This is a genomic window from Streptomyces clavifer (genome assembly GCF_036345975.1).
In the GTDB taxonomy this organism is placed as follows: domain Bacteria; phylum Actinomycetota; class Actinomycetes; order Streptomycetales; family Streptomycetaceae; genus Streptomyces; species Streptomyces clavifer.
The window spans coordinates 6,649,118-6,662,210 of sequence record NZ_CP107793.1 but is presented as its reverse complement, the minus strand read 5'-3'; the positions used below and the strand labels follow the sequence as shown (position 1 = coordinate 6,662,210).

16 protein-coding genes are annotated in these 13,093 nt (G+C 71.7%); 7 read left to right on the top strand and 9 right to left on the bottom strand.

The window, feature by feature from the left end:
• Positions 1-115 precede the first annotated feature (115 nt).
• Entirely contained in the window at positions 116-1,306 is a 1,191-nt protein-coding gene (locus OG927_RS28965; RefSeq protein ID WP_330321035.1) for a saccharopine dehydrogenase family protein, read from the top strand.
• 64 nt (positions 1,307-1,370) lie between these two features.
• On the opposite strand, the gene mmpA is transcribed toward OG927_RS28965, so the two are convergent.
• From mmpA to OG927_RS28935, 6 genes are all read right to left on the bottom strand, one after another.
• A complete protein-coding gene (gene mmpA / locus OG927_RS28960; RefSeq protein ID WP_164494093.1) occupies positions 1,371-1,517 on the bottom strand; it encodes a morphogenic membrane protein MmpA in 147 nt (48 codons plus the stop codon).
• Between the two features lie 108 nt (positions 1,518-1,625).
• Positions 1,626-2,303: an endonuclease V gene (locus OG927_RS28955; protein ID WP_056792435.1), complete on the bottom strand. Its 678-nt coding sequence runs from the start codon at positions 2,301-2,303 to the stop codon at positions 1,626-1,628.
• 180 nt (positions 2,304-2,483) lie between these two features.
• On the bottom strand, positions 2,484-2,984 hold the full coding sequence (locus OG927_RS28950) for a GNAT family N-acetyltransferase (RefSeq protein ID WP_056792434.1): 501 nt from the start codon (positions 2,982-2,984) through the stop codon (positions 2,484-2,486).
• Positions 2,981-3,397, bottom strand: a complete 417-nt coding sequence (locus tag OG927_RS28945; RefSeq protein WP_056792433.1) for an arsenate reductase ArsC — start codon at positions 3,395-3,397, stop codon at positions 2,981-2,983. The genes OG927_RS28950 and OG927_RS28945 overlap by 4 nt, the downstream gene beginning before the upstream one ends.
• On the bottom strand, positions 3,390-4,514 hold the full coding sequence (gene arsB / locus OG927_RS28940; protein ID WP_330321034.1) for an ACR3 family arsenite efflux transporter: 1,125 nt from the start codon (positions 4,512-4,514) through the stop codon (positions 3,390-3,392). Before arsB ends, OG927_RS28945 begins: the two co-directional genes overlap by 8 nt.
• Positions 4,511-4,912, bottom strand: a complete 402-nt coding sequence (locus OG927_RS28935; RefSeq protein ID WP_056792432.1) for an ArsR/SmtB family transcription factor — start codon at positions 4,910-4,912, stop codon at positions 4,511-4,513. The genes arsB and OG927_RS28935 overlap by 4 nt, the downstream gene beginning before the upstream one ends.
• Before the next feature lie 80 nt (positions 4,913-4,992).
• On the opposite strand from OG927_RS28935, the gene OG927_RS28930 reads away from it, so the two are divergent.
• Positions 4,993-5,472 carry an ArsI/CadI family heavy metal resistance metalloenzyme gene (locus OG927_RS28930; RefSeq protein ID WP_124280500.1) on the top strand — a complete coding sequence of 160 codons (480 nt, stop codon included), beginning with the start codon at positions 4,993-4,995 and terminating at the stop codon, positions 5,470-5,472.
• A 30-nt stretch (positions 5,473-5,502) separates the two neighbouring features.
• Here the strand turns inward: OG927_RS28930 and OG927_RS28925 are convergent, their stop codons facing one another.
• Positions 5,503-6,294 (bottom strand): Tn3 family transposase, encoded by a 792-nt coding sequence (locus OG927_RS28925; RefSeq protein WP_408058111.1) that lies wholly within the window; start codon positions 6,292-6,294, stop codon positions 5,503-5,505.
• A 172-nt stretch (positions 6,295-6,466) separates the two neighbouring features.
• On the opposite strand from OG927_RS28925, the gene OG927_RS28920 reads away from it, so the two are divergent.
• Positions 6,467-7,630, top strand: a complete 1,164-nt coding sequence (locus OG927_RS28920) for a TetR/AcrR family transcriptional regulator (RefSeq protein ID WP_330321032.1) — start codon at positions 6,467-6,469, stop codon at positions 7,628-7,630.
• A 128-nt stretch (positions 7,631-7,758) separates the two neighbouring features.
• Here OG927_RS28920 and OG927_RS28915 read toward each other — a convergent pair whose 3' ends face one another.
• A complete protein-coding gene (locus tag OG927_RS28915; RefSeq protein ID WP_330321031.1) occupies positions 7,759-8,967 on the bottom strand; it encodes an oxygenase MpaB family protein in 1,209 nt (402 codons plus the stop codon).
• Between the two features lie 612 nt (positions 8,968-9,579).
• Here OG927_RS28915 and OG927_RS28910 point away from each other — a divergent pair.
• On the top strand, positions 9,580-9,879 hold the full coding sequence (locus tag OG927_RS28910; protein WP_056792428.1) for a YciI family protein: 300 nt from the start codon (positions 9,580-9,582) through the stop codon (positions 9,877-9,879).
• Positions 9,880-9,883: 4 nt separating this feature from the next.
• Here OG927_RS28910 and OG927_RS28905 read toward each other — a convergent pair whose 3' ends face one another.
• On the bottom strand, positions 9,884-10,963 hold the full coding sequence (locus OG927_RS28905) for a WD40/YVTN/BNR-like repeat-containing protein (protein ID WP_372450580.1): 1,080 nt from the start codon (positions 10,961-10,963) through the stop codon (positions 9,884-9,886).
• 183 nt (positions 10,964-11,146) lie between these two features.
• On the opposite strand from OG927_RS28905, the gene ssgD reads away from it, so the two are divergent.
• From ssgD to OG927_RS28890, 3 genes are all read left to right on the top strand, one after another.
• Positions 11,147-11,563 (top strand): spore wall synthesis regulator SsgD, encoded by a 417-nt coding sequence (ssgD, locus tag OG927_RS28900; protein WP_056792426.1) that lies wholly within the window; start codon positions 11,147-11,149, stop codon positions 11,561-11,563.
• A 91-nt stretch (positions 11,564-11,654) separates the two neighbouring features.
• A complete protein-coding gene (locus tag OG927_RS28895) occupies positions 11,655-11,843 on the top strand; it encodes a hypothetical protein (protein WP_056792425.1) in 189 nt (62 codons plus the stop codon).
• Between the two features lie 154 nt (positions 11,844-11,997).
• A complete protein-coding gene (locus tag OG927_RS28890) occupies positions 11,998-12,972 on the top strand; it encodes an acyl-ACP desaturase (protein WP_124280505.1) in 975 nt (324 codons plus the stop codon).
• Positions 12,973-13,093 lie beyond the last annotated feature (121 nt).

Genomic DNA, 13,093 nt, shown 5'->3' with positions numbered 1-13,093 from the left:
CTTAGTTCTCCTCCTGGATCCTCTCGCACCTCGGCCCGCCCGGCTGCACGACGCCACGAACCCCTCCGCTAACCTCTGCCTGCTATATCGGCGCCGGCCCCAGCGGAGGCAACGCATGAACAGGCAGAGCGGGGCAGAACGCCCCTATGACGTCGTCCTATTCGGTGCCACCGGCTTCGTGGGAGAGCTCACCGCCACGTATCTGGCCGAGCACGCGCCGGACAGCTGCCGCTGGGCCCTGGCGGGTCGCAGCCGGACCAAGCTGGAACGACTGCGCGAACGGCTCACCGCGACGGACCCGCGCTGCGCGGACCTCCCGCTGCTGACCGCCGACGCGGACGACCCCGACGCGCTGCGCGAGCTCGCCGAGTCCGCGCACGTAGTGGCGTCGACGGTCGGACCGTATGTCTGGTACGGCGAGAAGTTGGTGGCCGCCTGCGCGGAGGCGGGTACGGACTACGCCGATCTCACGGGGGAGGCGGAGTTCGTCGACCGGATGTTCCTGGCACACGACACACGGGCCCGCGAGACGGGTGCCAGGATCGTGCACGCCTGCGGCTTCGACTCCGTGCCCCACGACCTCGGCGTCTACTTCACGGTGCGGCAGCTCCCCGAGGACGCGCCGCTGACGGTCGACGGCTTCGTCCGCAGCAACGCGGTCTTCTCCGGCGGCACGTTCGCCTCCGCGCTCACCGCAATGGGCCGCGGCCCGCAGATGGTGCGGGCCGCGAAGGAGCGCCGGCTGCACGAGCCCCGCCTGGTGGGCCGACGGGCCCGCGCACCGCAGGGCTCGCCCCACTTCAGCCGGGAGACCGGCACTTGGGCCCTGCCGCTGCCCACCCTGGACCCGCGTGTCGTGGAGCGCTCGGCGCGGGCGCTGGAACGTTACGGCCCGGACTTCCGCTACCGGCACTTCGCCTCGGTGAAGCACCTGCCGGTCGCGATCGGCGGCACGGCGGCCGTGGGGGCGCTGGCGGGAGCCGCTCAGATCGCGGCGGTGCGCAAGTGGCTGACGGGACGCTACGAGCCGGGTGCGGGCCCCGACGAGCAGCGCAGGAAGCGCAGTTGGTTCACGGTGCGCTTCGTCGGCGACGGCGGTGGCCGACGGGTGTTCACCGAGGTGTCGGGCGGTGATCCGGGCTACGACGAGACGGCGAAGATGCTCGCCGAGTCGGCCCTCTCGCTCGCGCTGGACGAGCTTCCCGCGACGTCGGGTCAGGTCACGACGGCCGTGGCGATGGGGGACGCGCTGCTGGAACGGCTGATCGCGGCCGGGATGGGCTTCCGGGTCGCGGCGGTGCGCTGAGCGCGCCGGCCGACTCCGGAGGGCTCCGGGGCTCGGGGACTCCAGGGGCTCGGAGGGCTCCGGGTCAGAACATCCAGGACGCCACCGTGACGACCATGGACACGGTCCAGGCCAGACCTGCGACCACTCCCAGGGTCATGCCCACGGCCATGCCGCGCTGCGAGAGGTGGACGGTGCCGGTGCTCATCTGCGGTACGCGCTGTTCGATCATGTGTATCAGCCTGCCCCCGATGTTCGACGAGCAACATCCGTACATGTACTCAGTCGGCAACAGTTCCGGCAGGAGGGGCGGAGGCGTCGCCCGGCTGCGGGTCAGCGGTCAGGCGAGCGCTTCCCGCAGGGCGGCCCGGCACAGCGCGTCGGCCCGGCGCGTGGTCTCCGGCTGGCGGAAGTCGCGGGCCAGCGCCAGGGTGTGGGCGCAGGCGTCGTCCAGGCCGGTGCGGTGACCGACGGAGACGAAGACGGGCTTGGTGGCGTCCTGGGTGCGCAGCGCCCGGCCCACCTCCTCGTCCCCGTCCAGGAGCGGGGTGAAGTCGCCGCGCCGGGGACCCGGTTGCTCGTACCTGAAGGTGAAGGGGTTCTTGGCGACGCCGATGACCGGCAGGCCGGTGAGGACGCCCAGGTGGCTGGCGAGCCCGAACCTGCGCGGATGCGCCCGGCCGTAGCCGTCGCAGACGACGAGCCCCGGGTCGACGGGCAGGGCCTCCAGTGCGGCGAGCACCGTCGGGATCTCCCGGAAGGCGAGCAGCCCGGGGACGTACGGGAAGGTCACCCGGCCCCGCGCCGTGGACTCGGCGACCACGTCGAGGGTCGCCGCGTCCAGGACGACGGCCGCCGCGACGACGACGTCCCGCTCGTCGTCGTAGGCGACGTCGACCCCCGTCACCCGGCCGGTACCGGGCGGTGGCCCCGGCTCGTCGAGCACCACCCGGGTGCGCAGTGCATCTTGGACGGCACGGGCTTCGGCCTCGTCGGCGGGCATCCGGAATGTCGTCATGATGCGGTGCAGTCTAGGCAGCCGCGTCCGGGCCGCCTGGAGCGGAGGCGCCTGCGGGTCCGCGGGCTGCCGCGCCGTGGGCCCCGCGGCACCACGTGGCGGGCCGCGTCCGCCCGCAGAGAGTCCGTCACGGCCCTGTTCTCGTACAGCTACCGCCAGGTGGCGTGTAGCGCTGAGTGACTACTCGGGGCTGCGGCGCTCGACCAGGAGGACGTCGCGCCAAGTGCCGTGGTGGCGGCCGATGCGCTCGCGGGTGCCGATGACGCGGAAACCGGCGCGCCGGTGCAGGGCGATGCTGGCGATGTTCTCCGGGAAGATGCCGGACTGCACCGTCCAGATTCCGGCGGCGTCGGTGGAGGCCAGCAAAGCGCTGAGCAGGGCCAGGCCCACCCCGCGGCCGCGGGCGTCGGGGTGGACGTAGACGGAGTGCTCGACGACTCCGGCGTACGCGCACCGGTCGGAGACCGGCACTACGGCAGCCCACCCCAGCACTTCGCCGCGATCGAGGGCGACCAGGCGGTGGTCGGGCAGCTTGGCCTCGTTGAACGCCTGCCAGGTGGGGGCGGCGGTCTCGAAGGTGGCGTTGTTCTCGTCGATGCCTCGCTGGTAGATCGCCAGGACCTGCCCGGCGTGCTCCGGCCTCAAGGGCTCGATCCGCACGCCCGTCCCGTCGGCTCTCACGCCGCCTCGATGCCGAGTTCGGCGAGCAGGCCGTGGATACGGCGCTCGATCTCGTCGCGGATCGGCCGGACGGCGGCGATGCCCTGTCCGGCCGGGTCTTCGAGCTTCCAGTCGAGGTACTTCTTGCCGGGGAAAACGGGGCAGGTGTCGCCGCAGCCCATGGTGATCACCACGTCGGACGCCTGCACGGCTTCGACGGTCAGCACCTTCGGGGTCTCGGCGGACAGGTCGATGCCGGTCTCTGCCATCGCCTGGACGGCGGCCGGGTTCACGGCGTCGGCCGGTGCGGACCCGGCGGAGCGGACCTCGACTTCGCCCTTGGAGAGGTGGGTGAGGAAGGCGGCGGCCATCTGTGAACGTCCGGCGTTGTGGACGCACACGAACAGCACGGACGGCTTCGAGGTCTCAGACACGGGCGGAACCTTCCGGGGCGGCGGCCGGATCGACCGTCGGGGTGGGCTGAGGGAAGAAGCGTCGGGCGGCCAGGGCGACGTAGACCAGGCCGATCAGGACGGGGACCTCGATGAGGGGCCCCACGACTCCGGCGAGGGCCTGGCCGGAGGTGGCGCCGAAGGTGGCGATGGCAACCGCGATGGCCAACTCGAAGTTGTTGCCCGCGGCGGTGAACGCCAGCGTGGTGGCCTTCGGGTAGTCCAGTCCGACCGCGCGGCCGACCACCATGGACCCGGCCCACATGAGGGCGAAGTACACCAGCAGCGGCAGCGCGATCCGTACCACGTCGAGCGGCTGGGAGGTGATGGCGTCGCCCTGGAGGGCGAACAGCACCACGATCGTGAACAGCAGCCCGTACAGGGCGAACGGGCCGATCCGGGGGATCAGCCTGTCCTCGTACCAGGTGCGGCCCTTGGTCTTCTCGCCGAGGCGGCGGGTGAGGAACCCGGCCAGCAACGGGATGCCGAGGAAGATCAGCACGCTGCGGGCGATCTCCCAGACGGACACGTCCAGCGCGGTCTGCTCCAGGCCGAGCCAGCCGGGGAGCACGGAGAGGTAGAACCAGCCCAGCAGGCTGAACGCGAAGACCTGGAAGACGGAGTTCAGGGCGACCAGGACGGCGGCGGCCTCGCGGTCGCCGCAGGCGAGGTCGTTCCAGATGATGACCATGGCGATGCACCGGGCGAGGCCGACGATGATCAGGCCGGTGCGGTACTCGGACAGGTCCGGCAGGAAGACCCAGGCAAGGGCGAACATCAGGGCCGGGCCGACGATCCAGTTCAGGACCAGGGACGGGATCAGCAGGCGCCGGTCGTGGGTGACGGTCTCCAGGCGGTCGTAGCGGACCTTGGCGAGCACGGGGTACATCATCACGAGCAGGCCGAGCGCGATCGGCAGCGAGACACCGGTGACGGTGACCTTCGCGAGCGCGTCCCCGAGGCCGGGAACGAGGCGGCCCAGGCCGAGGCCGGCGGCCATCGCGATCAGAATCCACACGGCGAGGAAGCGGTCCAGGAACGACAGCCGCCCGGCGACCGGCCCCGCGGGCGCCACTGTGGTGGTGGATTCGGCGCTCACGAAGCGGCCCCGGCAGGCGCGGTCTCGGTCAGAGGCTGCCCGGCGGGACGGGTGAGGATCGCCGCGAGGCGGTCGGTCATCTGCGGCAGCAGCCGGTAGTACACCCACGTCCCGCGCCGCTCGGAGTCGATGAGCCCGGCCTGCTTCAGCAGTTTCAGGTGGTGGGAGATCGTCGGCTGCGACAGGTCGAAGGCGGGGGTCAGGTCGCAGACGCAGACCTCCCCGCCCGCGCGTGAGGCGATCATCGACAGCAGCCGCAGCCGGACCGGGTCGCCCAGCGCCTTGAACACCTTCGCCAGCGTCTCGGCCCGGCCTTCGTCCAGCGGGGCGGTCAGGAGGGCGGGGCAGCATCCCTCGGCGTCGTCCTGGCCGAGCACCACGAACTCTTGTTTCGACATGCTTCTATGTTGACGTTTTTCGATCCAAGGCGCAAGCTTGAATCGACAGACATCAATGCAAACTGATCGGGGAGACCGCCATGTCCCGTGCCCAGCTCGCGCTCAACGTCGCCGACCTCGAAGCGTCGGTCACCTTCTACTCCAAGCTCTTCGGCGTCGAGCCCGCAAAGCGGCGCCCCGGCTACGCGAACTTCGCGATCACCACACCGCCGCTCAAGCTCGTCCTCATCGAAGGCGAGCCGGGCCAGGAGACCCGCCTGGACCACCTCGGCGTCGAGGTGGAGACCACCGACGAAGTCACCGCCGCCACCACCCGCCTCAAGGACGCCGGGCTCGCCACCTTCGAGGAGAACGACACCTCCTGCTGCTACGCCCTCCAGGACAAGGTGTGGGTCCACGGCCCCGGCAAGGAGCCCTGGGAGGTCTACGTCGTCAAGGCCGACGCCGACCAGCTCGGCAAGAGCCCCGTTCTCGGAGGCGACGCCTGCTGCACCGGCCGGAGCGAGACCGCCGAGACCGCGACGCCCGAGCCGGCGGCGGGCTGCGCCTGCGGCAGCTGAGCTGCCCTGTCGGCAGCCTCCCGGCGCTCGTCACACCGGGGCGGCTGCCCCCTCGTCCTGCGGGCCGCGCCGACCGGGCGGCGTCACCCGTACGGACAGGCGCAGATCGAGACGGCTGAGCCGTGCCGCCCGCTTCGGATCGGCCAGGACCTCCTGCACCAGCAGCGTGTTCACGTGCACCAACGCCGACTGGAGCAGGTGCAGTGCAAGCATGGAAACCTCCTGGGACTCCTTGTCGGCACCGGCCAGGTCGCCGGCCTTGCCGTAGAAGAGGTCCTTGTTCGCGGAGTTCCAGCTCTCCACCACCTGCACCCCCTCGTGGATCTCCCCGCGCATCTCCACGTCGGCGAGGTAGTCACAGACGAACGAGGTCCGCACCGCCCGGCCCAGCTCCTCGATCGCCCGGTACGTCGGATGCTTGGGCCCGCCCCGGGTGGAGCGCCGCAGGACCTGCTCCGCCTCCGCGGTGCCCAGACGCAGGGCGGTGGTGTACTGCACGATCTGGTCGTACTGCTGGGCGATCAGGTCCCAGTCGATCGTCTTGGTGGAGAGCACCGGAGCCGGGTTCGGCCATGTCTCGTCCTGACCGGCCGCCGGCCGGTACAGCTTCGCCGAGCCGATGTTCTTCAGCCTCGGCATCAGCTTGAAGTCGAGCAAGTGGGCGAACGCGAACCCGACGATGGAGGCGCCGCGCGTATCGGTGTACTGCCGGTCGGCCTCCACGTCGGTGCAGTGCCGCAGGACACCCGACGAGGCGGCCAGAGCTGGGAAACGAGGTCTACGGCGATCACTCGGCGCTGCACACCACCTGGCGGTAGCCATACGAGAACAGCGCCCTCACCGGCCGCCCCGTTCCCTGTCTCGTGGGGGCCCGGCCCCCGGAGAACGCGGGAATCGCCCCCCTGTACGTCCGCGCGGAGGGAGCCCGGGAACGCCCGGTGACGTGTGGTTGACTGCTCCGCATGGCCCCGCCTCCGCACCCGCCCGTTCGGCCGTGACCGCTGATCCGGCCGCGGCCACCCGGCCCCGCAACCGCAAGCAGCTCATCGTCGAGGCGGCCGGCCGGGTCTTCAGCGAGCACGGGTATCACGCGGCGTCCATGGAACAGATCGCCGCCGGCGTGGGTATCAGCGCGGCGGCCCTGTACCGGCACTTCCCGAACAAGTACGCGTTGTTCGCCGAGTGCGCCGACCTCATGGCGGACCGTCTCGTCGCCGCGCTCGACGAGGTGGAGCCCGGAGCGGCCCTGGCGGAGGTGCTCGGCGCCGTCACCCGGGTCACCGTCGGGCACCGCGCGTCCGGAGGCGTCTACCGCTGGGAGGCCAGATTCCTCCGCCGCGAGGACCGTCGGCAGCTCATGACGAAGTTCGGGTACGTCGTCGGACGGGTCGACGAGGCGGTCCAGCGCGCGCACGCACTGCCCGACGCGGGCCTGCGGGCCGTGGCAGCGCTCGGTGCGATCGGGTCGATCACGATGCATCACACCTCGATCGCTCCACGCCGGGCCGAGGAACTGCTGGCGGCGTCCGCCTCGCGCGTGGCCGCGACCGATCCGGCGGCGGCCCCGGGCAGCGCCCGCACCGTCGAGCTGCCCGCACAGCCGGTGCCGCGCACACGACGTGCGGAGATCCTCGCGGCCGCCATCCCCCTGTTCGCGCGGGACGGGTTCGCCAGCGTCACGAACGGCCAGATCGCTGAAGCGGTGGGACTGGCCCCGTCGGCGCTCTACCGCCACTACCCCGGCAAGGTCGACATCCTCGCGGCGGCGTGCCTGCAGGCGGCGGGACTCCTGGCCCAGGGCGTGGAGCAGAGTCTGCACGGGGTGGCCGGCCCGCACGACGCCGTCGTCGCACTGGCGGCGACGTACGTGGCCTACAGCTTCGAGTACACGGCGCTCAACAGCGTCGCCGAAGCGGAGCTCGCCGGCCTGCCGGGCGACCTGCGGCGGTCCCTGGTCCTCGCACAGCGTGAACACATCGCCGTCTGGGAGCAGCAGTTGCGGCTGGCCCGTCCCGAGCTGGACCCGCGCCGGGCGCGGGTGCTGGTGCACGCGGGGTTCGGCGTGGCGGTCGAGGCCGGACGCCGGCTGCGGTGGCGGGACAGCCCCGACCGCCGCGACGCCGTGACCGCTCTCGTCGTGGGCGCCCTGGGCCTCTGAACGGACGGCGGAACCGGGCACGCGACGAGGCGTCCGCGCCGGGAAGCGCCCCCGCGTAAAGCCGCCCGGGTGCCCGTCCCCCGGCGTGACCGACGAGGGGCGGGCGCCGGCGGGTCCGGGGCGACCGCTCAGCCGGTCGGCCTGTTCCCGGTCGGTATCGTGATCGGGGTGGTGGTCGTGGAGGCGCCCTTGCTGAGGAACAGCATGGCCAGGGCGCGCACGAACTGGTCGAACATGTAGAAGGCGCCGGGCACGACGGGCGACAGCCCTTCGCGGAACAGGATGAAGGCCGGCCACGCGGTGCGGATCAGGGCCGCCGCCGCGTAGTCGCGCCGCAGCCCGAGCCAGTCGCCGACCTCGTTGCTGAGGACGTAGCGCACGAACTCGTTCAGGAACCCCCGGGTGACCCCGAGATCGATCTCGGCGGTCAGACCGAGCAGCACCTCGGCGAGGTCGAGGCCCTCGGGTGTCGGGGCGAGGATCGGGGTGAGCACTTGTGCCGACTGGGCTTCCGCGGCCGCCCAGGTCTGCGGGATGTACTCGTCCGGCACACCGAGCAGGTGGATCGCGACCTGCCACGAATGCAGGAACGCCTCCTCGTCCGCAGCCGACATGGGCACCTTCCAGTCGAGCAGCTTCCTGTGCACGAAGGTGCCCAGACTGTGGAAGGTGACGAGGATGTCGGCGGCGCTGATCGGGACGGTCTGGTCCGCGCCCGCCTGCCAGTGCGGTGATTGCGGCAGCAGGTGGCGTACCGCGGCGTGTACCAGGCGCGTCTTGTTGGCGGTGACGACGAACTGTCCCGTCGGCTTGAAGGCGTCCAGCTGGGACAAGTCGTAGCCGAACGTGAACGTCTTCGCCGCGCGGTCATTCATGTCGGCGCCGCCCACGGACCAGTAGACGCTTCTGGCCTCCCTCGGGATCACGGTGCTCATGATCCCGCTGCCGAGGCCGTACAGCACGAACAGGTAGGTGTCCTTGCGGCGGTTGAAGTCTGCGGCGCGGGCCAGCTTGGCGGGGTCGGCCCAGGAGGGCAGCTTGTTGACCCTCAGCAGATGCGCGGTGAGAGCGCCCGGCAGGCCCGCGGGCAGCGCGTCACGGTTGTTCACCCACCCCGCCATCGCGGTGTTGACCGACGGTACCTGGCCGTTCTCGAGCAGCGAGACCATCAGGGGGTCCGTAGCGCTGTCCCAGACGTACTCCGGATCGACACCCGCACCGGCCCCGGCCACCGAGTCCGCAGACGCCCACGCCCACGCCTTGGCGGGGTCCGCCACGCTGACGAGGCCGAGTGCGACACCGAGGGACAGGACATGGCGCCTGTTGGGATTATTCATTCACTTACCCACTTCCCTGCTTCGGCCAGATGGCGCAGTACGCCTTTCAGGCCTGCCAGTTGTGCGACCACCACGTTTCGGATCTTGCTGGGCTATGTGATTCCTGATTAACATAGCGAGGTGCACCAGGCTCGGCAATGGCCGTGACCGCCGTGGACCCGCCGTCCGGTCCGCGACCCGTCCGGTCCGCGACCCGTTCGCCCGCCCCGTCGGGGAACCTGCCGGGGACGGAGGCGCCACACGGCGATGTCGCGGCTCACCCGACGACGTGCGAAGCCGGACCGGCCGCCGGGGCAGGCGGCCTGAAGCCGTGGCGACGCCGTGGGCGGGCCCGGCGGGCCTTCGTGTACACCGACGTGCGTACGTCCGACCGTGTACCGATGCTCCGTGACCCCCCGGCAGCTCCACGCGAGCGGCCCCCTGCGCAGACCGCACCGAGGTGATCGACGCCGCCGGTCCGCGTACGGAGCCGCTGGTCCGGTGCCCACCCGGCGTCGGGCGCGGCACGGCCGACGGGATCCGACGGCCGTGCCGCGCGGAGCCGTTCCCGCTCGAAGGGCCGGTAAGCCCGCACGGCCCGGCGCGGATCCGCCGTCCCGTAGCCTGCCGATCATGTTCGTACTCGAATTGACCTACACGGCACCGGTCGAGCGCGTCGACGCGTTGATGGCGGAGCATGTCGCCTGGCTCGACGCCCACTACGCGGCCGGGGTGTTCATCGCCTCGGGCCGCAAGGACCCGCGCGACGGCGGGGTGATCATCGCCGTCGGGGACGACCGCGCGCGGATCGAGGAGGTCGCGGCAGCCGACCCCTTCGCCGCCCACGGGGTGTGCGCCTACCGCATCACGGAGTTCCTCGCGACGAAGACGTCCCCCGCGCTCGCCCCGTACCGGCAGCAGTTGCCGGGCTAGGCACTCACCGCAGCCGCGCGGCCCTGCCCCTCTCGCCCGCGGCCCAGCAGCCGCCGTCCGGGGTGCAGTCCACCGTGTCGTACGACCCGGTGTCCACGGTGCTCCAGGTGCGCCCGCCGTCCCGGGTCAGGTCGGTGCCCGTGGGGCCGACCGCCAGCGCGGAGGACCTGCTGCGCGGAAGCCATGCGACACCGGACCGGTAGGCCGGCGGCGGGGTCGTGGACCGGTGCCAGCGGGCGCCGCCGTCGCCGGTGACGGCCGCCGCGTCGGGTGACGCCTGGCCGGCGCGGTAGTCACCGCCCACCGCGATGCCGTGCGCGCGGTCACGGAAAGCCAGGCCGAAGACACCGCGTGCCGGGTCCCCCGCCGGGATGCCGGACGCCGCCTCGGTCCAGTGGAGTCCGCGGTCGCGGGAGTGCAGGACGCGGGCGGTGGCCGCACCGCCGGTGGCGAGCCAGACGTCCTTGCCGCCGGCACTGACCAGGCACTGACCGCTCGCCGCGAAACCCGCCTCGCCGGGCTGGGCTGCGGGCATTCCCGCAGTCGGCAGGACACGCCAGTTCCGCCCGCCGTCCGAGGTCGACAGGATGCGGAACCTCCCGTCCACCGGGTCGCTCATGGCCAGCCCGTGACGGTGGTCGAAGAAGGTCAGGCAGTCGTAGAAGGCCCGGGCGTCGGTGTTGCGGAAGGACTCGGTCCAGGTCCTGCCGCCGTCCTCGGTGCGCAGGACCCGGGACGCCTCGCCCTCACCGATGGCCAGGGCCACCGCGCGCCGCTGGTCGAAGGCCTCGATGTCGCGGAACTCCAGCTCCCGCGCGCCGGCGGGCGAGACGTCGCGCCAGTGCCGGCCACCGTCGGCCGTACGCAGCACCGTGCCTCCGGATCCGGCGACCCAGGCGGCGTCACGGCTGACGGCGGCGAGGCCGCGGAAGCGCGCGTCCGTGCCCGTGTCGGTGAGCGCCCAGCCCGGATCGGGCCGCCCCTCCGGCGCGGCCTGCGCCGCCGGTGAGGCCAGCGCCGCGGTCACCGCGGCACCGCACAGCCCCAGCGCCATCAGTCGTCTCGTCTTTCCCATGGCCGTCATGGCGCTGGAAGCTAGCCCACGGGTGGGCGGCCGTCCAGGGTGCGACGGGCGAAACGGGGCAGTGGATCAGGGGGAGGTCGAGCGGTGACGCAGCTCACGCCCCCCGCCGGTGCACGGATCCAGTCGTTCCGTCGTCTACTCCATTGCCGGGAACCGTTCATCCGACGCGAGAGGGAGCAGGTCTTGTCCAGCGTTATCGAGCAGTCCGTGCAGGCCCGCATGGTGGCATCCGCTCCGCGGATGGAAACCCTGCCCGCCACCCTGCACTACGACCGCGGGGACCCGTTCGCCGTGCGCATGGCCTTCCCGGCACCCGCCACCCTCGAGGGCGCCGAGGTGTCCTGGGAGTTCTCCCGCGAACTGCTCACGACCGGGATGGACGAGCCGGCCGGGGTCGGTGACGTCCGGGTACGGCCCTTCGGGTACGACCGCACGGTGCTGGAGTTCCACGCCGTCGAGGGCATCGCCATGGTCCACGTGCGGACGGCGGAGCTGCGCCGCTTCCTGAAGCGGGCCCAGGACCTCGTCCCGGTGGGTGACGAGTACCGCTTCATGGAACTCGACCGCGATCTCACCGAGCTGCTGGACGAGTCCGGCTGACGGAAGGGCCGGGAAGCCGACGGGGACGGCGGGACTTCGTTTGCGGGGCGGGGGCGCCCGCCCGAGCCGCCGACCCGCCCTGACCTGTCCGGTGGGCACCGCCGCGCCGGAGGCGTTCGAGGGGGCGCTGGTGGTGGCGAGCCACGACCTGCCGTTACCGAGGTCGCCGGGCACCACCCGCCGGTCGCTGCCGGACGCCGACGGGCTCCGTGCCATCGACCCCGTGGAGCTGCCGGAGACCCCCGCGACACCGGTGGAGCGCCGGACCGGGGAGGCGTGAATTGTCCCGCTCCACACGCCCCCGACCTGCCCACATAACGGTACGTGATCAGGCAGTGCGAAGGTCGGGCTTGGTGATGCCTTTATCGTCGCCTTAACCTACGGTCACGTAACCTACGAAGCCGTAGGTAATTCTCCCGTCCCCAGGAGCCACCGTGACGATCACCTCTCCCCACCTCGGCAGTTCGAAGGCGTGGACCGACGCCCAGCTGCTGTACGCGCTGGAGGAGGTGGTGGAGAAGGAACTCAACCGCCATCTCAAGGTCGCCAAGGACTGGATGCCCCACGAGTACGTACCGTTCAGCGACGGCCGGAACTTCTCCGGCGTCTTCGAGGACGGCGAGGCGTGGGAGACCAGCCAGTCCAAGGTCACCGACATCGGCCGGATCGCGCTCGTCGTGAACCTGCTGACCGAGGACAACCTCCCCAGCTACCACCACGAGATCGCCTCCCTCTTCGGCCGTGACGGCGCCTGGGGCACCTGGGTGCACCGCTGGACCGCGGAGGAGGGCCGGCACGGCATCGTGATGCGCGACTACCTGCTCACCTCGCGCGCCGTGGACCCGGACAAGCTCGAGCAGTTCCGTATGGCGCACATGGCGGAGGGCTTCGAGTCCGACAACCGCCACTCCATGCTGCACTCCGTGGCGTACGTCGCCTTCCAGGAGCTGGCCACCCGCGTCTCGCACCGCAACACCGGCCACCAGTCGGGCGACCCGGTCTGCGACCGGATGCTGGCCCGGATCGCGACCGACGAGAACCTGCACATGGTCTTCTACCGCAACCTCCTCGGTGCCGCCTTCGAGCTCGCCCCGGACCTCACGATGCAGTCCGTGCGCGACGTCGTCGTCGACTTCCGGATGCCCGGCCACGGCATGCCCGGCTTCGAGCGGGCCGCCGCGCAGATGGCGATCGGCGAGATCTACAACATGCGCATCCACCACGACGACGTGATCCAGCCCGTGCTGCGCTACCTCAAGGTTCTCGACATCGACGGCCTCGGCCCGGAGGGCCTGAAGGCGCAGGAGGAGATCGGCCTGTACATGAGCGGGCTCGACCGCGAGGCGTCGAAGTTCGACGAGAAGCTGGCCGCCCGCAAGGCCCGCCGGGCGGCCCGCGCCGACGCCTGATCCACCGGGGTGGCGGCGCCCGTGCACGACCCGCGCCGCCACCTCCGCGTTTGCCGCGTCCTGCCCGGCGGGCACCGGTGCCGGGCGGGCAGCGCACGCAGCAGCCGCCGGAACCGCAGGC